We start from the raw sequence: 26444 nt of genomic DNA on the forward strand, positions 1-26444 counted from the left end.
CAGATCATTAAAAATTACATCTGGGGCTGCCGGTGCAGGTGTGCTACTGCAATGTAGTTGCATTATTTTGATGTTACTTTTTACCATACTTATTCCTGTTCCATTTGAAACTTATCTGCTAAAATAGCACTATACAAAGCCTCAACCAGTATAGCGCGCTACTTATTGCTGTTGATTTAGATTTTCCACCATTACAATAGGTGCTGATAGTATAAGACGCCGGAGTAGCTTCCGAGCGCCTGGTGAACAACTATTGCCTTTGCTTTTGTAATTGCGGGAAACCGATGTTTTGTGTTTTTAAGCTCACATTTTTAACTATTTAAAAATCTAATTTTATGAAAACCAAACGTTTATTTTTCCTTTCAGCTATTGCGCTAACTCTAGGCTTTACCTCCTGCCAGCAAGAAGAAGATGCCGTAACAAGTACAGATGAAATTTCTGAACAGGCACTGATCAAAATCTCACAAATGGGCTTTAGTAACCAGGGGGTGCAGCGTGTAGCAGGTGGCTATCTGGTGGAGGGAGACATCATGATTTCTGAAAAAGAGCTAAGCAGCAATTTTGAGACACAGGCACTACGTGTAGGGGAGGTGGAGCAATACCGAACCAACAACCTGGTAAGTGTAGGCAGCTCTGTACGTACAATCAACGTGGCTATATCTACCACGCTTCCGCAAAGTTATGTGGCAGCTGTTGATGAAGCCATTAGAAGATATAATGCCGAAAACCTTCGGATCAGGTTTGCACGTGTTTCTTCCGGCTATAACATCTTGTTAACTAAAGCGCCTAACAATGCCAGCTACCTGGCCTCTGCAGGCTTCCCGTCTGGTGGAAACCCTTACAACCAGGTGTTGGTTAACTCTACGTATATGGGCTCAAACCCAGGTACGAATTATCTGGCTACTGTATTGGCACATGAGTTGGGCCATTGCATCGGCTTCCGACATACCGACTATATGGACAGAAGCTATAGCTGTGGTGGTGCTTACACAAACGAAGGTGCAAGTTCTGTTGGCGCGGTACACATTCCGGGTACGCCAACTACTGCTGATGCAACATCCTGGATGCTGGCTTGTGTGGCAACAGGGCAAAACCGTCCGTTTAACGCGAACGACAGAATTGCTTTGAACTACCTGTACTAACAGGCTTCTAACAGCAAAAAAGGCGGTTGCTCCTGGGAGCAGCCGCCTTTTTTGCTGTTAGAAGCTTTACAAAATCACTACTCTGCTGGTTAGTATCTCTCCTTTTGCTGTATAAATTCGCAGCAGGTATAAGCCTTTTGTTAAACCAGTCGTTGGAATCGTTTTTAGTGCACCACTGTCTGCTGTTTCGTACATTAGCTTACCAACAGGGCTAATCAACTGAATGCGGGCAACTCCATCTCCTTCGCCTGCCAATACCTCCAGGTTCTGGCCAGCTACTACAGGATTGGGTGCCACCTGTATAAAACCCTTGTCTGAGTTAAATACTTCTTCAACAGAGCTATAGTAGGTGTTTTGGTAGATATCTGTGGCTTTAACCCTATACCTGTTCAGGCCGGGTGTTGCCTGCAGGTCTTCTAATGTAAAGCGTAAACTTTGTGCAGGTGAAAGTGTCTGTATAGTCTGAAAAGCACCCTGCTGCCATTTTTCAAATCGGATAGAGGCCAGATTATAATTAGTACTTAGCTCCAGGTCGAAAACTACTGTATCCATTACCAACTGGCGGGGAAGAAACGTTTTGATATAGCACAGTTCCTGTTGTGGATCATACCTCAAGCCACGGCTTTTATTTCCTGTAAGGCCGGATAAAACCGGTGCCACGGCGTACAATTGCGCATCATCTCCCGGGTGCTTCTCTAACACAACAAGTGTGTCGGATATAGTTTGCATAAGTTCCAGGTGCGTTGCTCCTAGCTGATAAAGTGCATATTCAGAAACATAGGGTATGGCATCCCACTGAAGCAATAAGGTATTACCGCAATAAAGGGCAATGGCAGGTTGTAAAGTAGCCGACAGTATAAACTCTTCGGAATATAAAACCTCTTCTGCTGTAGATATGCGTAACTGCCCTGTGCTTGATATGGCTGGTGCAGACCAGTCGTAGTAGCCGAGGGCAACATCGATGTTATCGGCTACCAGAACCCAGTTTTCTGTCCCTCCGCCTTTAAACTCCAGCCTGGCTTTGGTAGCGGCCGCAGAAGCTGGTTTTGCCTGCCAGCGAATACGGTTAATACCTGCCGCGCTTAGATTGCTACCTTTCGAAGGGTAAATCCACTGTGGCGTTGCCTCGTATTCGTAAGCAATTTCAAACACCTGAGGGTTAGAAGTTACCTGATGCCCCTCTACCTGAATCTCGTATACACCAGCGGCAGGAGTAAGCAGTGTGATTTGCTCTACATTATTTGTTCGGTCTATACCTCGTTTGGCCGGAAGGCGTAGCGAGTCGGGGTGTGGGTAAGCATTCAGTACCCAGGGCAGCCACTCTGTACCTGTTGTAGGATGCCTTAAAACAAGGTCTAAATCATTTACGAGTGCGGCGGGAGCATCGGGTTCTGCTTCGGGTTCGTGCCACACAAGCGTTACTTTGAGCTGCTGTGTACCTTCCGGAACCTGTATTCTGAATATTTGAGAGCTACCTGTTGTAGCCTCTCCCGAGAAATGCCGTTGCGCCAGAACAGCCTGCACAGCACCAATGGCATCAGCATTGCCAAAACCGCTTTCAAAGTCGGCTTCCGGTGCTCCTCTGTCGTCGGCACTGTTTATAAGTATGGCTTTTACCAATGCTGCTGATGGTAGCAGGCCGTTATGAACCTCTTTGTAAGCCTGCTGCACCAGAAGGGCTATACCCGACACCACTGCCGATGCCTCTGAAGTACCGCCTGCTCCGTGCGCTACCAGTTCGGGTTTTATTCTGCCGTCATAGGCGGGGCCTCTGGAACTCAATGTGCCAACTTTACCATCAGCGTCCAGGGCTCCTACACTCAAGGTGTTTTTAGAAAGTTTAAACTGCCCGGTCAGGTTTGCCATAGCTGGTATACCTGCATAAGGGCCAGTTTCAGGTGTCAAGTTACCACTGTTACCGGAAGAAAATATGTGGAGCAGTGTGGGGAAGCGCCTGACCTGCCTGTCGTATTCATAGCTTTCCAAGCCGTAGTAGTTTTCTGGTCCGACGCCGTAAGAATGGTTCTGCACGCTAACACCCGCCTCAAGAAGTTGCTGGCTGTCATCTGGCATCAGCTCTGCAAAATCAGCGGAAGCGATTTTGGCATTCCAGGCTATTCCTTTTCCAGCCGGAGCCGAATTACCTCCCCCTGCAATAATCGTAGCCATAGTGGTGGCATGGGAAGAAGAAGCAGTATGCAGAAATGGCGAAGAAATTACGCGTCCTTTAAAATCGACATCGGAAGCATCGAAAGCATTTTCCTTTACGGAGGCTGCTACACCCTGGCCGTTCAGGTGAGGGTACAGGCCATGCACAGCTGTAATATAATTGGCACTGAAATCGGCATCCTTCAGCTCCAGTTCTTCCCGGGGCGTACGGCTGGTCCTGTCGATGTACTTTACCCAGGGGCAGTTTTGTAGTGCCTGTAGTTGAGCTGGATTTGATAGGCTTGCCAGGTATATATCTGGCGAAACAGTAGCTTTTAAGCTGATGTCCTGCTGCTTTAACCATTCCCTGGCTTTGTCAGGATCTGTTAAAAGCACCCGCACAGAATCCCGGCCACTGACTATGGTTGCCTGTAGTGGAGCAGCGAGTTTATGGTACCGGACCTGGTATACAGGAGCCAGCGCTTTGCTTTGAGCAAGCAGCGGCTGAGGCAGTTGCCACAGAAGCAAGTATATAAACAGCCAGCCTGCTATGGTAGTAGGGTAGCCACAGGATGTAAACATAAGGTAATCAGGTAATATGCCGGCGAGTAGCCGCTCTAGCTTTAGCAGCAGTCTTAAAGCTAATTAATTACCTCTATACTTACAATTATTTTATGGCTTGTATCGCTATTGCCCGTAGATCCACTTATAGAGGAGAATCCCGGTGAGGCTGCCGATGGTGTCGCTGATAATGTCTATGATATCACCTTCTCTGCCTTGAATAAAAAAGTGCTGTAATAGCTCGATCAGGATACCGAATATGGAGCAGATAAAGAAGGAGGTTCGGATGGCGTAATGCTTTAACCTCGGGTAAGAGAACTGTTTTTTAAGCCCCACGATCATAAAGAAAGTGAGAACAGCAAACATAAAAGCATGGGCAAACGAATCAAAAGAAAGCAAATCCCAGATAGAAAGGGTGGAGGGCATAGAAGAAGAGGGCAGCAATGTTGTTAACATAATCATTGCTGCCCACATAATAGTAAATAGGTTGTATCGGAGTATCAAACCTACTTAATGTTTTTTCGGTTACTGGCCGATAAGTTCACGGTAAGCCTCTGCTGAAAGCAGACCTTCTATTTCGCTTGTATCTTCTATAGATAACTTAATGATCCAGCCTTCGCCATACGGATCGGAGTTTACTAATTCAGGGCTGTTCTCTAGTTCGCTGTTAAACTCTAAAACGGTACCGCTAAGTGGGCTGAACAAATCAGAAACTGTCTTTACAGCCTCTACTGTGCCAAATACATCCTCTTTGCTGATTTGCTTATCAACTGTATCAATGTCTACATATACAATGTCACCCAGTTCGCTTTGAGCAAAGTCGGTAATACCTATGTAGGCTACATCTCCTTCAATACGTACCCACTCGTGATCTTTTGTATACTTTAGTGTTTCAGGTAAGTTCATCTGTTTTATCTGTTAATAAATTGACCTTCCAAAATTACAGTCTTTTTTGCAATGCCAAAACATTATTGCAAACTAACTCGGAGCTGCACTCCCCCTTCCGATACACTGCTACGGAAAGAGGTTGAGATTTTTGGATCTGATACAGTACGCAATACATAAAATTGCAGGTTCACGCGCTGGCTCAGAACATAGTCTACTGTAGGTCGCAATTGCAATTGCCTTGTGCCGTTTGTAATCTGGTTCTGGCTGTATTCGTTTCCAAATTCATCGCGTGCAATGGCCCGCTGTATCGTCTGGTTATCGCGCACCGAAAGATCGAGGCGCATCGTTAGCTCATTCTCGAGCACCTTGCGCTGGCCGCGAATTCTAAATGGTATTTTAAAATTGGTAGTAGCATAACCCAGGCCAATTACATAGTCTTTCACATTGGTTTCTGTAATCTGGGCATTTGTCAGGTTCAGCGACAAGTTACGCTCAATTTTATACTCCAGGCGACCTGTCAGGTTTTTATTGGTTCTGAAATCGACCCCTAGCAGAGGTGCAAGTCTTTCAGAAACTGTTAGCTGTGTAACAATATAGTAAGGTACAATTCTGCCAAACTCATTCAGTTGTGTTGGAAAGTCTGCCGGAGCCTGATCATAAGCAAGCGATGTTGTAAAGTTGCTGATGTTATAGCTGGCATTATAGCCGTGCCGCAGGTTTACCTGGCTGAACCATTGCTTAAAGAAGGCTAGCTGCGACAAACCATTATAAGTAATGTTCCAGTTCGGGATAGGCAGGCGGCTGAACGGATTGCTTGCTTTAGCTCGGTATCCATCTATGTCACGGCCCTGATAGGCATACTCAAATGCTTTTATAAGTACATTCTGCGAATTAAGAGAATACCCAGAATCGCCTGCAGCAGCATTGGCAGCCATAAGCCTCTCCTGAATGGCATAGCGGTTTCTGATAAAGTTTTCAAATGCATTAGAGCTGCCTCCTGAAGTTGATTCGAACAAGGTACCTATTGCAATGAAGGAAGTACTGAAAGAGCCTGTATTGATTGGGTTCTGCCGGCGATCTTCCTGGCTGATCTCTCCGAAATCGTCAATCTCCTTTCTGTAAAACACTTCTGCTATCTCTGATTTATTGCGTCTGGCATCGAGCTGCAGGTTAAAGTTGCGGAACGGCTCCAGGTTAGCTCTTGCCGTAAAAGTTTCTGTTAAGATTGAGCTAAAGGCGGTATTCAGATATTGGCTGCTGTCGGTATACCAGCCGTTTGAATTAGCTCTGTAGTAAAGCTCATCCAGGTCATACTGTCTGCCTAAGATAAATGGTAAGCCCGGTGCCGTAAATCCTTCATCAAAACCAAACATCTTGGTACTTGGCAGGTAGCCCGGCATTAATGTTCCCTGGTTTTGCAGGTAGGTAAAGTTTATAGAACGCGTCATCATGAGCACGCGTGCCAAAGCCTTTGCCACTCTCATTTCAGATTTTGGCTTCTGCGCAGTTGTATCAGTAGGCGCTGGTGCTGGATTAGGCCGCTGAGGTGTAGGGGAGTTAACTTCTTTCAGAAACTTAACTTTATTATACAGCTTCACCAGGTCCAAGCGTCCGTTCACGTTAAACTCTGTGTTATTTTCTGCTGTATTACCCAATCTGAATGTAGCATCTTGGTTAAGGGCTGTAGAGCCGGCTGTCCAGATGTAAGTTACAGCATAACGTGTTTCGGCACCAATCCAGTCTGTTAGCGGAAACTTATCAAGCGGCAGTTTGTAATTAACAGCTGCTACCTGGTTAAAGTTTGTATTACGGCCCCCTCTTCTCAGGTTATCCCATATTACCTGGTTCTTGTAGCGTAACGAATCGATGTCTTTGTTGATACGATTATCCGGCTCGTCTACTACCGAGCGATTAGTGGCTGTGTAGTCGAACGACAGGTTTTTACTGATATCCCACCTCAGGTCGTATATTCTGTTAATAAAGAAGTACTTCTGGAAAGTCGGATTTATACCTCTGCTGGTGATTAGGCCTGTTTCAGGATCACGCCTTTGCAGGAATGTTTCATTATACCTTCTGTCTAAGTCGGCCCTGAACGAGAACCTGCTTGGCAGCGGGGTAAAGTTCAGGTCTTTCAGCAGGCGCAGGTACGGTGAGTTTAGGGCCTGGCTTTTGGCAAAAGGACTATAGTTCTTAGGTGTATTGGTATAAGTATAGGCTATCGCGCCTGTATAGGTTTTCGTAAAGTCGCGGTCTGTTTCAATATCAGTATAAAGCCGTTCTGCATAAGAGTAGGAGAAGGAGAGGTTCTCCACATCGTATGGCCTTACCTTGGCATCCGGGTTAGTGCGCTCTTTTCGTACATTCAGAAGGCTAAAGCTCTTCCTGGTTTCCTGTGTAATTACCTCTTTCTTATAAGCATCTCTTTCTGCATCTGTTTCGAACCTGGTTAGCGACTGTTCCAGCGGTACATCTTTATCCAGTGGGTCGAATTGAGGAGAACTGTTAAGCGTGCCGTACTGCACCGTAACAGGTATCTTAATTCCCAGCTTCTCTGGCAGGAATTTATCGGCCACAATGTTGGCACTTACATCAAACAAAGCTGTGTTCTCGCGCGAACGCTGCGCAATCTTTTGCTGCAGGGCTCCAAATCCAACGGTGGTATATGCGCCTGTTGCAGTTATGTTGGCAAAGTCTGCCAGTTTGGTGTTTAACCTGGCATTGGTGGCCCAACCGGATTGGTTTCTGAAGTCATTAACCCGCAGCTCATCCACCCAGATACAAACAGATTGAGGCCTGCCGTCGTCGTCAGGTGTTCTTGGGTTTCTTACTCCGATCATCACGCTCTGTACCTCACTAAAGTCGGGGTTACCAACAACACGAATTTTCTTTCCGTTGTAGTTTACCTCAAACGGAATGCGAGTATCAAATCCTGCCGCTTTGTTGCGGGCTACTTTTGCGTTTACAAACTCTTCCAGCGCAATATCTATTTCGTTTTCGGCCGGCCAGATAGCTTCGCGGGTTGTAGTACCTCTGGGTGTGATTTTGAGAGGCACTACATACTCGTAGTAGTTCTGGGTATAATCTGTACCTATCCGGATGAAAGCTTCCACGTCTCCGTCGCGCGTGTTAGGATCGTTGGTCTGAGCATGCAGGTAAAGCTTCAGGCGCTTGTAAATAAGCATGTCCAGGCTAAGGTTTTTGTAAACCGCCTTCGAGAAAGAGTCTCTCAGGTCTTCTACACATAGCTGCATCGATTGCTCGTTCTGGCGACGGTTGTTTGTAGCCGCATAATCACGTAAACGCTCAATGCCTGGCGGTAATACATAAGGGATATCGCCTTCTACAGCCTGGCCGTTTTCTTCTATGTTTACAGTAGAAACGGTAAAGGATTTGGCATCGTCGGTACAGTTAATACAAGGAGTACCGTCTGTGATAGGTTGCAGGAAAGTTCGCCATTGGTTCGCAATAAACTGGAACTGTACAAAACGAAGCACCACCGGATCGGCAAATTCGGTTAGGTACATACGCATAAAGCGAATAGACTTGAACCCACTGATATCGCCTACGCTACCTGTTGGCTGGCGAACAGGAATTCGAAACTGGTACCAGGTAACTCTGTCACCGTTAATGTTTTCGTGTACAATGCGATCCACAATAAAGTTCTGGCCTACGTTCAGCTGGTCTGGGCGCAGGTTTATCTTATACTCCCAGTACTGCTCCAGGTCACTGATCACGTTGTCGCGGTTCAGGTCCTCTTTATCCGGATAAGCATAGTTGGAGAATCGGCTGTTTTCGGGGGAGTTGCCCTCCATGCCGTTAAAGTTTTTATAGCGAGCCAGTACACCAGCATTTTGAGCATCGTAAGCCGGGTCGAGGTGGTGCAGGAAGTTATCAGCAGAAGGATCGCTTAAAACTGATTGTGGAGCACCGCCAGGTATCCTACTCAGGAACGCATTCTGAAAGAACAGCTGCTCATCGCTATCGCTTAGGCCGTCTAAGCCAATATCCTGGAATTGCCGGCCTCCTGCTGTACCTGTAAAAGCATCTGTTAAGAATTGCTGTGTGGTTACACGTCCCCAATCTGTGTTTTGCAGATTCTGGATATCGGTAGCCGAGATAGGTAAGCCGTTCTCAAAAGAATAACGGTTATCGCGCAATACATCCTCTGAAACACTGCCTAAGTTCAGAACCAGCTCCCCACCTTCGTTATTCTGAACAGGGTTCCCAAATTCATCTTTCCGGCCGTTCACACCTGTAATAAACGGGTCCATGAGCCAGAACTCTACATACTCTATGTTGGCATTATCAAAGTCAGTGTCAAAAGCTATATCACGGCTTACGCCACCCCAGTTTTTGCGGGGATCACTTAACAGCCTGCCTTGTGGGTCGAGGTTCGGATTATAGTTGTACTGGCCACGCTCCCTCGGGTAATAGGCCAAGTCGAAAGTATACTCAAAAGCGTTGGCAACCTCGGGATCCCGGCCAGGAAATACCTCATTGCGGCGTATACCCCGCACGTAATGGTTTTCCAGTTCTTCTTTTGTAATATTACTTGGCCGCTGGTTATCGTTCTGGCGGTAAAAAAGCTGATCTATAGTGTACCAGGCCATTTTTGCGCGATTATAAGAATAAGCCAGGCCCGCACCTGGTATGAGTGGTGCAGGTGTAGCTGCCAGGCGCCAGCCGGTATTGTTAAAACCACCTAAACTATACGGCGTTTCTGCTCCTTCAAAGTCATCGAGGTAGGATGTGCCGTCTTCATTAGCCGGTAGTTTAGAGTTGGATGGCACAAGCTGGGCGAATTCACCTGTAAATGATATACTGGAAGGTGCCTTTGTTTGCACCAGCGGAATAGCATCTGTTAGCTTTGTCAGAAACCTGGATTCTTTGTTTAAGGTAACATCAAAACCATAGATGGTATTATTGGTTGGTTCATCCCCAATGCTCACACGGTTGATGTATGGACGCTCATTCAGGTGCAGAACGGTTGCGCCCAAATTCAGGTCGTCATTCACTCTATAGTCGAAGCGGGCACCTAGCAGAGAGCGGGGCTGTATGTTAAGCAGCTCTGCCTTTTCGTAGGTTACACGTAAATCGCTGGCCGAACTGATATAGCTTGGATTCAGGATTTTAATACGGCCCATGTCGTAGAATACCTGGTAATCGGTGCCTTCTACCAGGCGTGTTCCCCCGGAATATACGGCTACCGAACCTTCTGCTATTCTAAATCCTGGAAGCATAATTTCATCGGCTGAGGAGCCCTGCACGCGCCCCTTCAGAAAGAATTTTGCTTTTAAAGTATTCTGCTGGGCATCTGTCTGCGTTTGCTCATACAACTCCTGAAAAACGTAACGATCTATTAGTTCAGGCCTGCCTGCCAGTTGTGTGCGCAGGTAGCTGCCAAAAGGCTCCACCTGCGGAAAGAAGATGCGCCCTGATTCCGGATCGATGGTGATGCCCGGTAAAAAGTCGAAGTTACCGTCGCTAGGTTTGTCGTTGTTTGTGTTTACATTATCCAAGTTCATTACCTCTACAAGTGGTATATTCTGGATGGGACTTGCCTCTTTTAAGCTGGTTATATCTACACCTGTTTCATCGTCTTTATAGATGATCTGGAGCTGAAAATTCTGACGGTTGATCTGGGTTGCATCCAGGCTATACACGTTTTTCATCATCAGGTCCCAGGTAGGGTACTGCAGGGAAGGATTAGTTGCTTTAAGCAACTTCATGTGAATTACCTGCTCATCGCTCAGGTTCTGATAATCTTCCTGTAGCTCCCCAACTTTATAGGTTTTGCCGTTATAGGTATACTCAAAAGCAACACCTAGTACCTGGTCTGGAAGCAGTGCTGTATTTAAAGAGATGTAGCCTAGCTGAGGGTTGAAATTATATTCTCTCGGATCTAACTTTCTGGCTCTTACGTGCTCAAAATCTACTGTTTTGCGTAGCCCTAAACCTTCCAGGTAAGCAGCTACCTGGTTGTTGTCGCGGGCATTTCTGTTGGATGAAATCTGGCTGTAAAGTGTATTGGCGCTGTTGGCTGCGGGTGCTGTAGGTTGTGTCTCGTACTGGTCGCGGTACGGGTCAGGCTCACCTAAGTCCATAAAGGCAACCATGTTACGTAGGTTTTCTGTAGAGCGGTTGTTATTGGTAACATAGAGCTCCAGGCGACGGATCACAATACCTGAATTAACCAGCGGCAGGTTCTTAAGCGTATTGTCGTAGCGATTGCGAAAGAACTGCGACAGGAAATAATGGCGGTCCCTGTCATACTGGTCTACCCGGATTTCAAAAGGCTTGTTCTGAGCCCCGTTCTGCACTACGATTTCATCGTTTCTGCCCCTTACATTGGCCGCAATAGCTGTTACAGCCAGTCGGCCAAACTGTAACTGGGTTTTTATGCCGAACAGGTTCTGAGCACCTGTTATAAGAGAGTTGTTCAGCGGAAGGCTTACATTACCGGCCTCCACTTTTCTGATAATTTCTTCTTCGTAACCAGTATAATCCAACTTCATGTTATTCTCGAAGTCGAAGTTGGCGTTATTATCCCAGTTAAAGTTTATGCGCATTTTCTCGCCTACTTTGCCGACCAGGTTCAGGGAAATATTCTGGTCAAACTCAAAGTCGCCGGTGCGCTGCTGGCGTATCGGAATGGTCGGGTTGGAGTTACGGTTAAAGCGTGCTCCAAATTTAACGGCCACGTTTCCGTTAGGCTGTATATCTACAAAGTTTCCACCAAATATTCTGTCGAAAATAGGGCTAATATAGATCTTTGGAACCAGGCGACGTCCACTCACAACGCTCTCTCCGTCTAAGCCCGCAGACTTGCTACGCCAGTAGCTTCTTATGGCTTCTTTCTGCTGCCACTCAGAATACTCCTTTAGCGTCATGGAAGAAGGAGTTCTGTAGTTCAGATCCCCGATCGATTCATTAATGTTATACTGCTGCAGGCTATCGTTATACTGCATCTCAAGCTCAATCTTGCTTGGCTTGCCCAGCAACAGGGGAGAGGAGCCTGTTCTATTACCAAAAGGATCACCAACTCTATCCTGTGGTGTAACAGTAGGTCTGCGGCTCGGTTTATATTTAGTAGTATCTGTTCCTGTAGTGTCCTGCAGCAACAGTAAACTTGGAATCATAGCAGAGGTGAACTGTTTTTGAATGCGCTCGGCCTCGGCCTGCGACCACAAAGACAGCAAAGCTATAACAACAACCAGAGTAAATAGGAGGCTGTTCTTTTTACTTTTCCAGATCAAAATTGGATATAACTCTTATGAAGATTTTAATGCAAATTTTATCAGCTCTTCTACGCTTAAGTTCCTGCTTTCACGCTTGATAATGGCATCTATGGTTTTCTCGGCCACGTTTTTTGCAAAACCCAGTGTAACTAAAGCAGATAACGCTTCTGCCCGTACAGTATTGTGCGTTGCAGCAGGAACAACAGAGTCTGCTGTTAAAGTTTCTTTTTTAATTTTATCCCGCAGCTCCAGGATAATACGTTGTGCTGTTTTAGCTCCTATCCCTTTCACATGCTGTATGGTGCGAACATCTTCCCGGAGGATAGCTTGTTGTACTTCTTCTACCGAAAGCGAGGAAAGAATGGTAAGTCCTGTATTGGGCCCAACCCCTGAAATGGAGATCAGGTGCAGGAAAAGATCTTTCTCGGCTGTTGTTAAAAAGCCATACAAGGTATGCGCATCTTCTTTAATGTGCAGGTACGTTTGCAATCGGCACCTCTCGCCCTGAGGCAGGGCAGAGTAGGTGCTGAGAGAAATTTTAATTTGGTAGCCTACGCCGTTCACATCAATAATAACATAAGCGGGCTCTTTGTAGGCTAACTTACCATCAATGTAGGCTATCATTTATAAAGGTTTATTTACTTGGTTCTGTGCATCTACAACGGCAATCGAAATCATGTTGATGATCTCACGGATAGAGCTTCCCAGCTGTAGAATATGTACCGGCTTACGCATACCCATCAAAACGGGCCCGATAACTTCGTTGCCGCCTATTTCCTGTAACACTTTATAGGCAATATTGCCTGAGGCCAGTGTAGGGAATATCAGGGTGTTGGCTCCTTTATCGGCCAATTCGCTGAACGGATAGTGTTCGCGCAATAAGTCACGGTTAAGGGCTGTATTCGCCTGCATCTCTCCGTCAATAAGCAAGTCAGGGAAACGTTCCTTAACTTTTCTTACTGCTTCTGCCGCTTTATTTGGTATATCGCCCCGTACAGAACCAAAGTTAGAGTAAGAAAGCATGGCTATGCGTGGCTCTGTATCGAAAAAGCGTACTGCACGCGCTGTCAGGTTCGTGATGTCTACCAGCTCATCAGCCGTAGGATTTACGTTTACGGTGGTATCGGCAAAGAAGAAAGGCTCTTTTTTGCTCAGGATAATATACATACCTGCTACCTTGTTGATGCCCGGCTCAACGCCGATAACCTGTAAGGCTGGAAGAATAGTTTTGGAATAATCGTGCGTCAGACCAGAAATCAGGGCATCTGCTTCTCCTACCTCCACCATCATACTGCCAAAGTAGTTACGGTCCCGCATCAGGCGACGGCTGTCGAATAAGGTAAGGCCTTTGCGCTGGCGTTTTCTGTAGAATAGCTGCGCATAGGTTTCTCGTCTCTTCTCTTCTTCGTAAGGGTCCATGATAACACAGTCCTGGAGGTCGAGGTTAAACTCTTCGATGATAGAAGCGATAACTTCTTTTCTACCCAGTAGAATAGGGTTAGCGATCCGTTGTTCTTTTACTGTTTGAGCTGCCTTCAGAATCTTATAGTTATCCGCTTCGGCAAAAACAATAGTTTTAGGGTCCTTTTTAGCCTGGTTGGTGATGCGGGTCATGAGCTTCTGGTCTATACCGATACGCTCCTGCAGTTCCTGCTCGTAGTTTTCCCAGTTGGTGATAGGCTGGCGCGCCACGCCACTTTCCATAGCTGCTTTTGCCACAGCCGGCGAAACCGTGGTAATCAGGCGTGGGTCCAGGGGCTTTGGTATCAGGTAAGTACGGCCAAAAGAAATGGTATTGTCGCCATAGGCTTTGTGTACAATGTCTGGTACAGGTTCCTTTGCCAAAGTAGCCAGGGCGTGTACAGCAGCCAATTTCATAGCTTCGTTTATTTCTGTCGCACGTACGTCTAATGCTCCCCTGAAAATATAAGGAAACCCTAACACATTATTTACCTGGTTAGGATGGTCAGAACGCCCTGTTGCCATAATCAGGTCGGTTCTGGTTTCCATTGCTACATCGTAAGCAATTTCAGGATCAGGGTTAGCCAGGGCAAAAATAATCGGATTTGCTGCCATGGTTTTTACCAGCTCAGGTGCCAGCACATTGCCTGCAGAAAGGCCAATAAACACATCTGCCCCTTCCATTGCTTCTGCGAGCGTCGTAATTTTGCGCATCGTAACAAACTGCGCCTGGTAAATGTCTAAATCGTTACGGTCCGGGCTGATGATGCCGTTCTTATCGAACATAACAATATGATCCAGCTTTGCGCCAAGGGCCACATATAGTTTGGCACAGGCGATGGCCGCTGCTCCGGCTCCATTTATAACTAGGCGTGTTTCTGTTATTGTCCGGCCTGTCAGTTCAAGCGCATTCAGAAGCGCGGCAGCTGAAATAATGGCCGTGCCGTGCTGGTCGTCGTGCATGAGCGGAATGTTCATCTGCTCTTTCAGCGCCATCTCAATTTTAAAGCTCTCCGGAGCCTTTATGTCTTCCAGGTTGATGCCCCCGAAAGTTGGCTCCAGCGATTTTACAATCCGGATAAATTCTTCCGGGTCGGTACTGTCTATTTCTATATCGAAAACATCAATGCCGGCAAACTTCTTAAATAATACGCCTTTCCCTTCCATTACTGGCTTGGATGCATCCGGGCCAATGTTGCCCAGGCCAAGTACAGCCGTACCATTCGAAATTACACCAACCAGGTTGCCTTTAGCTGTATACTTGTACACATCGTCTTTGTTAGCTGCGATCGCTTTACATGGCTCGGCTACTCCTGGAGAATACGCTAATGCTAAATCGTGTTGGGTGCTAAGCATTTTTGTCGGGACTACCTCAATCTTTCCTGGCTGCCCTTGCATGTGGTAGTTTAGAGCGTCTTCTTTGTTTACTTTAATCATTGTCGGTATTTGTTTTGTAGCGGAAGCGGCTTTAGCAATTTAGCTGGTTAAGTTTGCTAAAAACCAATTTCCTAAGAATTTGCGGTTATTCAAAATACAAGCTTCAAAGATACATCAGTTGGTTTTGTTCTAATACTTTTTGTGGCTTTTTCGGCTTTATATTTTGGTTAAATTAATTTTTTTGATGAAAAGAACCGGAAAATCATACGTTAGCGCAACAAATTGCTGGCTTGTATGAAGCGGCTCAGGTATAACAAAAAAGCACCATTCGGTTGAAGGTGCTTTTTTGTTGTTGCTGGATAAGGTTAGCTTAATATAAGTTTCTGTCCTGGTTTCAGATTATCAGACTTTAACTTGTTTAGTTTTTTGATCTGTTCGACTGAAATGCCATCGTAGCGCTGTGAAATGTTCCAGAGTGTATCTCCTGGCTGCACATGATGGATCATTTCTTTTACTTTGGCTACAGGTGCTTGTTTGGGAGCTGCCTTGGCAGTTGTTTTAGCGACAGGCTCTGCCTTTGCCTCGGCTGAAGCTAACAATGTATTTTCTTCAGGCTGTGCAGCTGCTGATTGATGTATAGTAAGTTTTTGATTTACAGTAATGTACGCACCATTCAAGTTGTTCCACTCTTTTAATTCTTCAACTGTTACATTATGGCTGCGCGCAATTTGTATCAGGTTATCTCCTTTTTGTACCAGATAGGTCTTTTCTTCTGCCTTTTTAGGAGCCGGGCTTTTTGCGGTAATAGTATCGTTATTGCTTGTGTTAGCAGATGCCAGCATAACAGGTGCTTTTGCTGGTATATCTTGTATAACGGGCGGCGGAGTAGGTTTAGCCGCAGCTAAAATACAGCTAAGGTCTGTAGAAGAGGCTAACAAAGCAGAACGATGGGCCGGAATACGCAAAGCGTAATTGCGGGTATGATCAGGAAGCATTTTTTGCTTTATTTCGGGGTTCAGTGCCAAAATTACTTCCGGAGCCATATGCAGCTCCTCCGCCAGTTTTTCCAGGTCCAGGGCATGACTTACCTTAAGCGTTTCTACATCCTGTGCATAAAGTATGGAATCAGAGAAAATATTATGCTCAGGGGCGTACTTCATCGAGTAGATAACAGCCGTCATGGACGGTACATAACTACGGGTTTCTTTTGGCAGGTATGGGAAAATATCCCAGAAGCCTTTCTGGCCTCCACCAGCTCTTTTTATGGCCTTGTTCACGTTGCCGGGGCCACAGTTATAAGCGGCCATAGCCAGTTCCCAGTCGCCATAGGTTTTGTAAAGCCTGCTTAAGAAACGACAAGCTGCATCAGTGGCCTTTTCAGGGTCCATGCGCTCATCAATGTACTGGTTCTGGTCCAGGCCATACTCTTTGCCGGTTGTTTTGATAAACTGCCAGAGGCCTACAGCACCGGCCCAGGATGCCGCCTTTGGGTTAAGGCCCGATTCAACTATAGAGAGGTACTTCATGTCCTGTGGCATGTTGTACTTCTTAAGGTACTTTTCAAAAAGCGGAAAGTATACATTCTCACGCGTAAGCATGGTGCGGGTATACTTCCTGTTTCTGATGGTAAAATAATCGATGTGGCTCCTTACAAAAGGATTGAACACAAGCGGAATATCTGCCTCAATACAGTTTAGCCTGTCCTGGATAACATCGTTGGGTACATTGGGAATGTACTCTACTAACAGTGCAAGCTCCTCTGGCGAAAGAAGCGTTGTGTCTGATGCAAATGTATCTTCTGCTATTGGCTTTTCGTGCTTGAAGCTAAAGGAGCCGGAGCTTTGGGCATACCCCATCCCCATGCTGCCTATAAAAGCTGCAAGTACTGTAAAGAGTTTAGAGTAAGTCATTATATATTATGCTTCAACGGTTATCTTGTCCAAGATATAATTCGAGAAAGAAAGCAGTGCTGACTCTTCGAATGAGCGGGTCATAAGCTGTAACCCAATGGAAAGGCCTTTTGAATCGCGTCCGACTGGTATTGAAATAGCCGGAACCCCTGCTAAAGAGGCCTGAACCGTAAAGATATCCTCCAGGTAAACTGCTACCGGATTTGTTGCATTTTCTCCAAACTTAAAGGCTGTGGTTGGAGCTGTAGGCAATATAAGAAAATCGTAAGACTGAAGCAACTCATCTGTCTTCTCCTTTATCAGCCTTCTTACCTTCTGCGCCTTGGTATAGTAAGCGTCGTAATAATCGGCACTGAGCACAAAAGTGCCCAGCATGATGCGGCGCTTCACTTCTTCTCCAAAGCCTTCAGACCTGGTTTTTTTATAAAGAGAGTTAAGGTCTGTTACATTTGGGCTGCGAAAGCCATACTTTACCCCGTCATAACGGCCCAGGTTTGAACTGGCTTCGGCTGTTGTCAGGATGTAATAAGTTGGAACTATGTAGTCCAGGTATGGGAATTCAACTGCTTCAACGGTATGCCCGGCTTCCCGCAGCATATCTTTTACGCTCAAGATGCTTTCTTTTACTTCAGCATCCAGCCCTTCGCTTTCGAAGCAGTCTCTGATATACCCTATTCTATACTTTTTGCCTTCTTCTATAGCTAACTGCTGGCTATAAACCGGTACTTCGCGGCGGCTAACAGTGCTGTCCAGCTCATCGTTACCAGCCATTACTTCTAGCAGCAGCGCCGCATCTTCTACGCTTTTGGCTATAATGCCAATCTGGTCGAAAGAAGAAGCATAAGCGATAAGGCCGAAGCGTGATATTCTGGAATATGTTGGCTTTAAGCCCACAATACCACAAAAGGATGCCGGTTGCCTAACAGAACCTCCTGTATCTGAGCCAATAGAAGCCAGGCATAAATCGGCCTGTACCGCTACTGCAGAACCGCCAGAAGAGCCTCCGGGAACACGGGTATGGTCGTCGGCATTCAGTGCCGGTCCAAAAGCAGAATTTTCGTTAGAGCCACCCATTGCAAACTCATCGCAGTTTTGTCTGCCAATAATAATGGCATCTTCTGCAAGTAAGCGTTCTACGGCAGTGGCAGTATAAAGCGATTTAAAGCCATCCAGAATCTTACTGGAAGCCTGTAAGCTATGGCCTTTATAAGCCAGTACATCTTTGATGCCGATCACCATGCCAGCCAATTTACCGGCACTACCATCAGCAAGCTTTTGGTCTACGGTATCGGCCTGTGCATAGGCTTCTTCATCAAATGTCTCTAAAAAGGCATTCAGCTTCTCCTGCTCCTTAATATTGTGGAGGTAATGCTCTACCAGCTGTCTGCACGTAACCTGCCCATTGGCAATATCCGCGCGGATCTCACTTAACGAATTATACTGTTTCAAACTAATCCTGCTTCTTTATGTCGTCGACGTGTCGTTCGAGTTCTGATTTAATTTCGTTTGTTGCGTCTTTAAATTCCCGTATACCGCGGCCAAATGATCGGGCAATGCCTGGAATTTTGTCTGCACCGAACATTAGCAGAACTGCTACAAGAATCACAAAGATTTCTCCACCACCTAAATCCGATAGGAAGAGAAGAACTGTACCTGCGTACATACTAGTAACTGATAACTAGTTGGTTAATATTACTTGGTTTGCTTATCGTCTTTTACAGAGTTCTCAATGTCGCTTTTGATTTCTTTAGTAGCGTCTTTGAACTCACGAATGCCGCGCCCCATGCCTCTTGCCAGTTCCGGAATACGTTTAGCTCCAAAAAGCAATAGGATAGCGAACAAGATGATAAGGATCTCTGTACCGCCTAATGCACCTAAAAACAAGAAAATGTTGGTGATTGCCATAATATTAGATTTTAAAGGTAACTGCTACAAAATTAAAGTTAATATTTTAAATAAACTCATATAAGGTGATATAAGTTTATTTTAGCCTGATAATATAAAATATACGAATGGCAGCACTTCACCGGATTTTGCAGCACACAGTTTGAGACTTTCGGATTTTTGCTTAGCTTGTCAGGCTAAATTCTAAAAGAGCTGGTTTGATTTTCTGAATTTCCCAAAAATGATAAAATTATTCCAAATATGGGATGATTTTAAATTTTGTTTTTAAATTTATTGTTGATAATCAGTGTGTTGTAATTTTATTTAACTTTGGTATCATTGTTGTTCAACCATTAAACAGAAAGAGGCTGTTCCAACAAGGTTGCTTGAATATAGTTTATAGCAACGCATAGAAACCGACCTGAAAATTACTTCGGGTGAATAGAACAGAATATCTTAGATGAAGGTATCTTTCGGTTTAATAAAATGAAATCTTCAGCCCCTGATGGGGTTTGTACATAGATAAAAACATTAAGTTTGTTTTCATAGCTTGGAAAGGCGCTCTACATTGTGGGGTGCTTTTTTTGTTTTTAGCGGTTTCTGCCGAGAATATTTTCAGGGGCTGAGAAACCAGCCCTTAAACAGAGAAATTATTTGCTGATGATCCAGCCGGAAGGGTCCAGGTTTGCATTGTTTTTCCAGATTTGGAACTGAAGCTCTGTTGTGCCATCTGCGTCGGTGTAAACAGTGCCGATTACATCCTTCATCTTTACATTCTGCCCTTCTTTTACATTTACTGTCCGTAACTTGGCATATACGGTAAAGTATTCCCCATGCTGAACCATGACAATGTTGTTCATGCCTGGTACACTGGCTACTGTAAGCACCTTACCTTCGAAAATAGCCCTGGCATTTTCGCCTTGTGCTGTCTGAATATCAATGCCCCGGTTTTCCACCACAACTCCTTTTAAAACAGGGTGATTATGACGGCCAAAGCGTTGTGAGATAAAGCCTTTTTCTACCGGCCATGCTAAACGGCCTCTATTACCGGCAAACGAAGACGAAATAAGAGCAGCCTCTGGCGTAAGGGTAATTTTGTTGGCACTGCCACTGGTGGCTCTGCCTGCTTCTCTGGCTTCGCGGGCAGCTCTGGCCATCTCTTCCCGAACGATGTCTGCAATCAGGTTGTCAAGTTTCTTTACTGCCGATTGCCGTTGTGCTACCTCCTGCTTCAGGTTTTGCTCCTGCTGGCTTAGGCGGCTCACTACATTATTCTGCTCCTGTTTTAGGCTCTGCAGATTTTTACTCTCCGCAATCTGTTTATTCAGCAAGCCTCTCTTTTCCTGCCGTTTCGAAGCCAGGAGATTAAGCTGGCGTGTAAGCGCAATTTGTACTTTATTAATTTGCTCTACCTGCTTTTTGCGCGCCTCGGAATACTGCTGCAGGTAACGCATCCGCCTTACCAGTTGATTAAAAGAGTCGGCAGCAAATAAAAACATGAGTTTGTTGTAGCTGTTCGCTGACTTGGAAGCAGCGTATACCATAGTGGCATACTCTTTCTTGAGCTTTTCCAGGTCCGACTCCAGTGCATTTACAATGCTTTCTGTTTCCCGTACCTCAGAATCTATAAAGCTAACTTCTTTTGAAATATTAGTGATTACCCCTTGTTGCACTGTAATCTTTTCCTGTATAGCATTTAACTGCCCAAGCGACGCTTCCTTCTGCGCCTTTGTTTGCTGCAGAATGCGGTTTGCTTCTTTGATGCGTTTCAGGTTTTCTGTCTTTTCTTTCTCTAGCTGAGCCTTCGACTTAGGCTTCTGCTTTTGCGCATAAGTGGCAAAAGGCAGCAATAACAGCAACAGAAAGAAGGCAGGTTTGTAAAGGGCCTTCATGTAATGTGGGTTCGTAACTCTAGCTTACAAATATGGCGAATCTAAATACGAAGTACCAGTAGGCAAGAGAATTTTATTGGGCTTTATAACTTTTTGTAGTCGCCTGGTACAGTAAACGGAAAGTCCTGAGGATCATCTGTAATGGTAACTCTGTTATGTGTCAGGTTAAAAACAGAGGTCTGGCCTGCCTGGAGTATCTGTGCAGCCAGCGCATGGGCAAAGGGAACCGCGCCAATGTTCTGAAAGTTCTCGTATTTTACCACAATGTTATTGCCGGATTGCTGGTCGTTTACATGAAGCTGCTGCAGCTTTTCGCTTTCTTTGTTAATAAAGTAGTCGAAAAGCAAATAATTCCGCAGTTGCTGTACATGGTGCATCTGGCCTTCATCTATCGCCTTTTCCCTGCCAACAGGCTGGTAGTTGCCAATCAGGATGGCTTGCACGGCATCAAAGTTCAGGTTTACCCGAAACTGGTTGCTCAGGAACCTGTAGTCTGTGGCAATGTACTCTTTCTGCAGCCTGTTCATAACATAAACAGAGTCCTGCGTTATTTTAATGCGGGCAGCCTCTATGCCCAAACCGGGAAGCACAGATATCCAGATAACACTATCCTTCTTCATGCGAAGAGCATAACCCGAGGAAGTGGTCTGGCCTTTATCTTCAAATTTTAAATTGCCTCTTGCGCTCAGGTAGTTAAACTCGAGGTTTTTGATAGATACATTTCCAACAGTTTCGGTAGTGGTAGAGGCGGTGGTAGGTGCAATTTCTTTTTTACATGCTGAAAACATAACTATAGCCAGCAGGTAAATGAAGAACTGTTTATTCATACAGTTTCTTTTCTTTTATTTTTTTATCAATGTAGGCAGATGCTTCGCCTTTTATTTTAGCTTTTTGCCACTGGCGCACAGCATCGTCTTTTTTCCCGATTTTAAAAAGTACATCGCCATAGTGTTCTACAATAGTGGCATCGTCTGAGAGGGCAATAGCTTCTTCTAAATGTTTTAAAGCTCCCTCGTAGTCTTCCAGCTTATATAGTACCCAGGCGTAAGTATCCAGGTAAGTAGGGTTGTTCGGGTGCTTTCTTACCAGGCGATCCGCCATTTCTTTTGCTTTGCCCAGCTTCTCGTTGCGGAGCGAAAGAAAATAACTGTAATTGTTTAATACATGCTCATTATCAGCATCCTGTGCCAGTACAGCTTCATAGGCTTCATCTGATTTTTTAAAGTTTTTCAGCGAATTGTAGCCATCACCCAGCTGCATGTTAAACTGCATCACCAGCTCAGGCTCGCTGGCTGATAAACGTTTGCCATATTCCAGCGACTTAACAGCTTTATCGAAGTTCTGCTCTATCAGGTAACCTGTGCCGTTGTAGAACCAGAACACAGCCTGGTTAGGGAATAGCTCTAATGCCTGCTCCGAGTGCTTAATAAGCGAATCAGACTGTGCTAACTCTGCATCCAGCAATACAATCTGCTGCCAGATTTTAAAGTGCGAATCGTCTAGTTTAACTGCTTTTAAGTAGTTATTGCGGGCTTGCTCTTTTTTACCGGCAATGGCTTGTAAATCACCAGCAACGGCATATGCTTTTGCTTCTTCCGGATGAGCCTTTATGGTCAGGTTTACCAGATCCAGCGCTACTTTCTCTACTTCCGGGTTTGGTAGCTGGCGTATAAAGTCAACCAGGATACGGACTTTGGTGTCGATCTCCAGCTCTGAGCTGGAAAAAGCCAGTTTAGCCTGCCGCTCCGACTCCGCCTTATTACCTTTCTGGCGATTAAGGTCAGAAAGCATCAGGTGCGCAAAAGGATTGTTCGGATCTAACCGTAAGGCGCGTTGAAGTGTTTCAATGGCAATGTCAGGCTTTTGAGAAGCATTGTATAGCTCGGCCTGAGCCAGAAAATAGCGTATTTCGGTAGGGTTTGTGGCAATAAGCTTTTCACCCTCCGCTATGGCTTTTGCCACATTTTTCTGCCTCAGGTAAATCTGCTGTCGGCTGATAGAAACCTGCTCGATCGGGCCGAACTGTTTTTCTATGCGCTCATACGTTTTCAGGGCATCCTCAAACTTAGACTGCGACATGTATAAATCGGCCAGGTTAAAAAGGTATTGCTCTGTGTTAGGAACTTTCTGCAGCAAATCGTTAAAAACCTGGGCTGCTTCGGTATATTGCTTTTGCTCTGTATATAACTGGGCAAGCAACAGGTAATAGTAGGAGTTGTTCGGGTCCTGGCTTACAGCAGCCTGCGCATAGGGTAAAGCGTTGGTCGCTTTCTGGAGCATCAGGTTTGTTTCTGCCAGCTTATAGTTGAGGGCAGCATTGGCAGGTGTAAGCGTATGTGCTTTTTGAAAAAGCTTGAGGGCCTGGTCGTAGTCCTCCAGCATAAAAAACTTTAAACCATCCAGAAACAGTGCCTCGCTTATTTGCTTTTCCTGCTCCGAGGGTTGTGGCACAGGAGCGATAGCAGATTCAGCTGTCTCTCGCGTCACCTTCTCTTTCTTCTTCCTGGAAGACTGCGCCTGGCTGTCTTCCGCCACCATTACCAAGGCCAGGCAGCTTGCTGCAAGGACAATGTTTCTGAATCGATTCATTTTAGTACTAGTCTTTAAGCGTATTGTAGTCGCCGAGGCTGAGGTCAGACTGGCGCCCTTCATAGGAAACAAAGTTACCCACCATTGAGTTTGATATGTTTCCGTTTGTAAGGGTAGCGTTCTCCTGTACGATGGAGTTGCTTACTACAGAACTGTTTACGCTGGTGTTGTTTCCTATGGAAACGTGAGGCCCTATCACAGAGTTGTTGATAATAGCATTTTCACCTATGTATACCGGAGGTATAATAACAGAGTTCTGCAGCTGCGCCGACGAAGCGACTAAACCTTCCTCATCCTTTATATACTCCAAATACCGCTGATTAGTATACACAGTTGCGTTTTTATTTCCGCAATCGAGCCATTCGGATATGACAGCAGGTATAAAGGTGGTGCCTTTGTTCTTCATGTTCTCCAAGGCATTGGTTAGCTGGTATTCTCCTTTATCTTTGATGTCGTTATCGAGCAGGTATTGCAGCTCGCTGCGCAGGTAGGCTCCGTCTTGGAAGTAATAGATACCAATAATGGCCAGGTCAGAAATAAACTCTTCTGGTTTTTCTACAAAATCTGTGATTTCGTTGTTCTCGTTTAGCTTAACTACACCAAACGGGCGAGGGTCTTCTACGCGCTGTACCCAGATAGTGCCATCTGCATTGGTGTCTAATTGGAAATCTGCTTTAAAAAGTGTGTCAGCAAAAGCTACTACCACTTTACCTTCCAGCGACTCTTGTGCACACAAAATAGCGTGTGCAGTGCCCAAGGCCTCCTCCTGGTAGTAAATGCTGCCTTTAGCACCAACAGCCTGTGCAATCTTTTTCAGGTCCTGCTCCACTTTATCACCGAAGTGACCTATAATAAAAGCAACCTCTTCTATAGGTTCCTGACAAACTTTAGCAATATCTTCAACCAGGCGCTGCACGATGGGCTTGCCTGCGATAGGGATAAGTGGTTTTGGAATAGTTAAAGTGTGTGGGCGCATGCGCTTTCCCATACCAGCCATTGGTATTATAATCCTCATAGCGTGTTTTTTATTTATTGTTAAAGTGAAGCCAGGGAGCAAAGGCTGCCTGGGTATGATCTATTTAAAATTTATTTTACTCTAACTACGTGGGCAAAGCAGGTTAACGTTTATCTGCAATAAACGAAGGTATTAATTAGTGCCTGTGCTGCCATAGCCACCTGCACCTCTTTCTGTGTTCGTTAGAGTGGCTGCCTCCAGCCACGATACACGCTCATACTTTGCTACAACCATTTGGGCAATACGCTCTCCGTCTTCTATCACAAAGTCCTGATCCGACAAATTCACCAGTAATACTTTAATTTCGCCACGGTAATCGGCATCAATAGTACCAGGGCTGTTTACTATAGAAATACCATGTTTAAAGGCCAGGCCACTTCTGGGCCGTATCTGTGCCTCGTGCCCTTCGGGAAGCTCTATAAATAAACCAGTGGATACTAAGGTTCGCTGAAGAGGCTTTAACGTAACAGGAGCATCTAAGTTGGCACGTAAATCCATGCCAGCCGAATGCACTGTCTGGTAAGAAGGAAGTGCGTGTTTGGATTGGTTAATTACATTAACCTGTAAGCTGTTTTTATTCATCTTTCAAAAATAAAGATTATGCGATGGTACACAAGCTTTTGCCAAAAGACATGTGCCTTTTATTCTATATAGATGAAGGTATATAGGATTTTGTAAATTTCAAGAATAATTTTTTAAAGTCCTCAAAGAATCTTAGAAAGGGGCATTAAAAAATGACTGTAAATCAGGTAAGGCGATAATTACAGCGTTGAACCTGAAATGGCTGAACAGGTGTCTGAGTGGCTTAATTAACTTTTGCAGTTCTTTGCTTCCATAGCTTTGCTCCCTCACGCTGCCATATCACGAGGGCAAACAGGGCGCAAATGCCCAGATTAAGCAGGTGCTCCAGCCAGAAATTTTCAAGTGTAATATAGCGGGCAATTATAACCAAACCGGTAGCCAAGGCAATGTAAGCCGTAATGGTAGCAACAGGATAGGGGATGGGATAATGTTTATTGCCTAGCAGGTAGCAAATCAGTGCCATGCTAAAATAGCAGATAAGGGTGGCAATAGCAGATCCCATATAACCCAGCACCGGGATGAGCAGCAGGTTAAAAAGTATTGTGATAGCGGCACCGCCCAGGCTTATATAGGTGCCATAGTGCGTCTTATCTGAAAGCTTAAACCAGACGGTAAGGTTATAGTAAACTCCTAAGAAAAGATTCGCTAGCAACAGCACCGGAACAATGGCAATTCCTTCCCGGAAAGCAGGAGTACGTATTAGAATAGCAAAGTCTTCGAGGTTAGCAGATATGAATAGAAAAATAAAGGCGCACACAATTACAAACCATTTCATAATAAGCGCAAAGGTCTGTGGTGAGCTTTTATCCTGTGCCTGTGAGAAAAAGAAAGGCTCGGCCGCATAACGAAATGCTTGTATCGCTAGTGTCATAAAAATAGCGAGTTTATAACAGGCACTATAAACTCCTACTGCCGCCATATTGCTAGTGTTTGGGTAAAAGCCTTCCGGTAGCCACCGCTCCAGCAGAATGCGGTCTATTACCTCATTTACGATACCAGCAATTCCCATAAAGAGAAGCGGGTAAGCGTATTGCAGCATTGGCTTAAGCTGACCGAAATCAAGTTTAAACCTGAAAATGCTTAGCTCACGCCAAAGCATAGGCAGTAGCAGCGCATTGGCTACTAAATTAATTAGGAATATGTAGCCTATATTAAAGCCTGGGTCATATATCTGCGCTACTATGGGCTGTAATCCTATTAGATATTCGCCTCCATAAATGTCGCGGCAAATTACCAGGAAAAATGTATTGGCCCCCACCGTAAGCAGAATATTGGCGAGTTTAAGAGAAGCGAACTTTATAGCCTTGTTGTGGAGCCGAAGCCAGGCGAAAGGTATGGCTACAATAGCATCGATTGCCAGTACCAGTGCCAGCCATATAATATATTCCGGATGATCGGGTAAGCCTACATAAACAGCAATAGGCTGAGCGGCAACTATAAGAACAGTCGTAAAGATCGAGCTGCTAACGAGAATCGAACTTAGTGTTCTGTTATACAAGGCGCGCTTGTCGGCTCCTGTTTTGTTGGCGAAGCGGAAAAAGGCAGTCTCCATTCCGTAGGTGTAGAGGATGTTGAAGAATGCCGTAAACGAGTATAAATAAGAAATAACGCCATATTCCTCACGCAGGAGCACGGCTGTATAAATAGGCACAAGCAGATAGTTTATCGCTCTGCCTACTATACTGCTTAAACCATAGGCAGCTGTTTGCCCAACCAGTTTTTTGGCTATACTCATACTCTCTTTCTGTGGCCGGGAA

Annotated in this window: 17 protein-coding genes; 1 reads left to right on the forward strand and 16 read right to left on the reverse strand. The window is 45.3% G+C overall.

Annotation, left to right across the window (positions count from 1 at the left end; all coding sequences use genetic code 11):
- Nucleotides 1-335: 335 nt before the first annotated feature.
- The gene (locus C1N53_RS19660; RefSeq protein ID WP_137760936.1) at nucleotides 336-1142 is read left to right on the forward strand and encodes a M57 family metalloprotease; all 807 of its coding nucleotides are present in this window, start codon (nucleotides 336-338) and stop codon (nucleotides 1140-1142) included.
- A 66-nt stretch (nucleotides 1143-1208) separates the two neighbouring features.
- Here C1N53_RS19660 and C1N53_RS19665 read toward each other — a convergent pair whose 3' ends face one another.
- The 16 genes from C1N53_RS19665 to C1N53_RS19740 form a co-directional block, all read right to left on the reverse strand.
- Complete coding sequence (locus tag C1N53_RS19665; protein WP_137760937.1) at nucleotides 1209-3872, reverse strand: S8 family serine peptidase; 2664 nt, start codon at nucleotides 3870-3872, stop codon at nucleotides 1209-1211.
- Between the two features lie 105 nt (nucleotides 3873-3977).
- Nucleotides 3978-4307, reverse strand: a complete 330-nt coding sequence (locus C1N53_RS19670) for a VanZ family protein (RefSeq protein WP_240773289.1) — start codon at nucleotides 4305-4307, stop codon at nucleotides 3978-3980.
- Nucleotides 4308-4376: 69 nt separating this feature from the next.
- The gene (gene gcvH, locus C1N53_RS19675) at nucleotides 4377-4757 is read right to left on the reverse strand and encodes a glycine cleavage system protein GcvH (RefSeq protein WP_137760939.1); all 381 of its coding nucleotides are present in this window, start codon (nucleotides 4755-4757) and stop codon (nucleotides 4377-4379) included.
- A gap of 62 nt (nucleotides 4758-4819) precedes the next feature.
- Nucleotides 4820-11878, reverse strand: a complete 7059-nt coding sequence (gene sprA, locus C1N53_RS19680) for a cell surface protein SprA (RefSeq protein ID WP_240773290.1) — start codon at nucleotides 11876-11878, stop codon at nucleotides 4820-4822.
- Nucleotides 11879-12010: 132 nt separating this feature from the next.
- Complete coding sequence (ruvA, locus tag C1N53_RS19685; RefSeq protein WP_137760940.1) at nucleotides 12011-12601, reverse strand: Holliday junction branch migration protein RuvA; 591 nt, start codon at nucleotides 12599-12601, stop codon at nucleotides 12011-12013.
- Complete coding sequence (locus C1N53_RS19690) at nucleotides 12602-14875, reverse strand: NADP-dependent malic enzyme (protein WP_206077587.1); 2274 nt, start codon at nucleotides 14873-14875, stop codon at nucleotides 12602-12604.
- Between the two features lie 305 nt (nucleotides 14876-15180).
- Complete coding sequence (locus C1N53_RS19695) at nucleotides 15181-16725, reverse strand: lytic transglycosylase domain-containing protein (protein WP_240773291.1); 1545 nt, start codon at nucleotides 16723-16725, stop codon at nucleotides 15181-15183.
- Between the two features lie 6 nt (nucleotides 16726-16731).
- Complete coding sequence (gatA, locus tag C1N53_RS19700; RefSeq protein ID WP_137760941.1) at nucleotides 16732-18174, reverse strand: Asp-tRNA(Asn)/Glu-tRNA(Gln) amidotransferase subunit GatA; 1443 nt, start codon at nucleotides 18172-18174, stop codon at nucleotides 16732-16734.
- A 1-nt stretch (nucleotide 18175) separates the two neighbouring features.
- A complete protein-coding gene (locus C1N53_RS19705; RefSeq protein ID WP_137760942.1) occupies nucleotides 18176-18388 on the reverse strand; it encodes a twin-arginine translocase TatA/TatE family subunit in 213 nt (70 codons plus the stop codon).
- Nucleotides 18389-18417: 29 nt separating this feature from the next.
- The gene (locus C1N53_RS19710; protein WP_137760943.1) at nucleotides 18418-18630 is read right to left on the reverse strand and encodes a twin-arginine translocase TatA/TatE family subunit; all 213 of its coding nucleotides are present in this window, start codon (nucleotides 18628-18630) and stop codon (nucleotides 18418-18420) included.
- A gap of 629 nt (nucleotides 18631-19259) precedes the next feature.
- Nucleotides 19260-20501, reverse strand: a complete 1242-nt coding sequence (locus tag C1N53_RS19715; protein WP_137760944.1) for a murein hydrolase activator EnvC — start codon at nucleotides 20499-20501, stop codon at nucleotides 19260-19262.
- Nucleotides 20502-20584: 83 nt separating this feature from the next.
- Nucleotides 20585-21328 (reverse strand): DUF4292 domain-containing protein, encoded by a 744-nt coding sequence (locus C1N53_RS19720; protein ID WP_137760945.1) that lies wholly within the window; start codon nucleotides 21326-21328, stop codon nucleotides 20585-20587.
- Nucleotides 21321-23090, reverse strand: coding sequence for a tetratricopeptide repeat protein (locus C1N53_RS19725; protein WP_240773292.1), 1770 nt, complete (start codon nucleotides 23088-23090; stop codon nucleotides 21321-21323). Before C1N53_RS19725 ends, C1N53_RS19720 begins: the two co-directional genes overlap by 8 nt.
- A 7-nt stretch (nucleotides 23091-23097) precedes the next feature.
- The gene (locus C1N53_RS19730) at nucleotides 23098-24105 is read right to left on the reverse strand and encodes a sugar phosphate nucleotidyltransferase (RefSeq protein ID WP_137760946.1); all 1008 of its coding nucleotides are present in this window, start codon (nucleotides 24103-24105) and stop codon (nucleotides 23098-23100) included.
- 132 nt (nucleotides 24106-24237) lie between these two features.
- A complete protein-coding gene (gene dut, locus C1N53_RS19735) occupies nucleotides 24238-24687 on the reverse strand; it encodes a dUTP diphosphatase (protein WP_137760947.1) in 450 nt (149 codons plus the stop codon).
- Between the two features lie 223 nt (nucleotides 24688-24910).
- Nucleotides 24911-26422, reverse strand: a complete 1512-nt coding sequence (locus tag C1N53_RS19740; protein ID WP_137760948.1) for a lipopolysaccharide biosynthesis protein — start codon at nucleotides 26420-26422, stop codon at nucleotides 24911-24913.
- Between the last annotated feature and the right edge of the window lie 22 nt (nucleotides 26423-26444).

The organism is Pontibacter sp. SGAir0037 (genome assembly GCF_005491705.1).
Lineage (GTDB): Bacteria > Bacteroidota > Bacteroidia > Cytophagales > Hymenobacteraceae > Pontibacter.

Excerpts from the sequence above, each read along its gene's own strand:
- C1N53_RS19660 (WP_137760936.1), top strand. The coding sequence starts at position 336 with ATGAAAACCAAACGTTTATTTTTCCTTTCAGCTATTGCGCTAACTCTA.
- C1N53_RS19665 (WP_137760937.1), bottom strand. The coding sequence starts at position 3,872 with ATGTTTACATCCTGTGGCTACCCTACTACCATAGCAGGCTGGCTGTTT.
- C1N53_RS19670 (WP_240773289.1), bottom strand. The coding sequence starts at position 4,307 with ATGTTAACAACATTGCTGCCCTCTTCTTCTATGCCCTCCACCCTTTCT.
- gcvH (WP_137760939.1), bottom strand. The coding sequence starts at position 4,757 with ATGAACTTACCTGAAACACTAAAGTATACAAAAGATCACGAGTGGGTA.
- sprA (WP_240773290.1), bottom strand. The coding sequence starts at position 11,878 with ATGATTCCAAGTTTACTGTTGCTGCAGGACACTACAGGAACAGATACT.
- ruvA (WP_137760940.1), bottom strand. The coding sequence starts at position 12,601 with ATGATAGCCTACATTGATGGTAAGTTAGCCTACAAAGAGCCCGCTTAT.
- C1N53_RS19690 (WP_206077587.1), bottom strand. The coding sequence starts at position 14,875 with ATGATTAAAGTAAACAAAGAAGACGCTCTAAACTACCACATGCAAGGG.
- C1N53_RS19695 (WP_240773291.1), bottom strand. The coding sequence starts at position 16,725 with ATGACTTACTCTAAACTCTTTACAGTACTTGCAGCTTTTATAGGCAGC.
- C1N53_RS19705 (WP_137760942.1), bottom strand. The coding sequence starts at position 18,388 with ATGTACGCAGGTACAGTTCTTCTCTTCCTATCGGATTTAGGTGGTGGA.
- C1N53_RS19710 (WP_137760943.1), bottom strand. The coding sequence starts at position 18,630 with ATGGCAATCACCAACATTTTCTTGTTTTTAGGTGCATTAGGCGGTACA.
- C1N53_RS19715 (WP_137760944.1), bottom strand. The coding sequence starts at position 20,501 with ATGAAGGCCCTTTACAAACCTGCCTTCTTTCTGTTGCTGTTATTGCTG.
- C1N53_RS19720 (WP_137760945.1), bottom strand. The coding sequence starts at position 21,328 with ATGAATAAACAGTTCTTCATTTACCTGCTGGCTATAGTTATGTTTTCA.
- C1N53_RS19725 (WP_240773292.1), bottom strand. The coding sequence starts at position 23,090 with ATGAATCGATTCAGAAACATTGTCCTTGCAGCAAGCTGCCTGGCCTTG.
- C1N53_RS19730 (WP_137760946.1), bottom strand. The coding sequence starts at position 24,105 with ATGAGGATTATAATACCAATGGCTGGTATGGGAAAGCGCATGCGCCCA.
- dut (WP_137760947.1), bottom strand. The coding sequence starts at position 24,687 with ATGAATAAAAACAGCTTACAGGTTAATGTAATTAACCAATCCAAACAC.
- C1N53_RS19740 (WP_137760948.1), bottom strand. The coding sequence starts at position 26,422 with ATGAGTATAGCCAAAAAACTGGTTGGGCAAACAGCTGCCTATGGTTTA.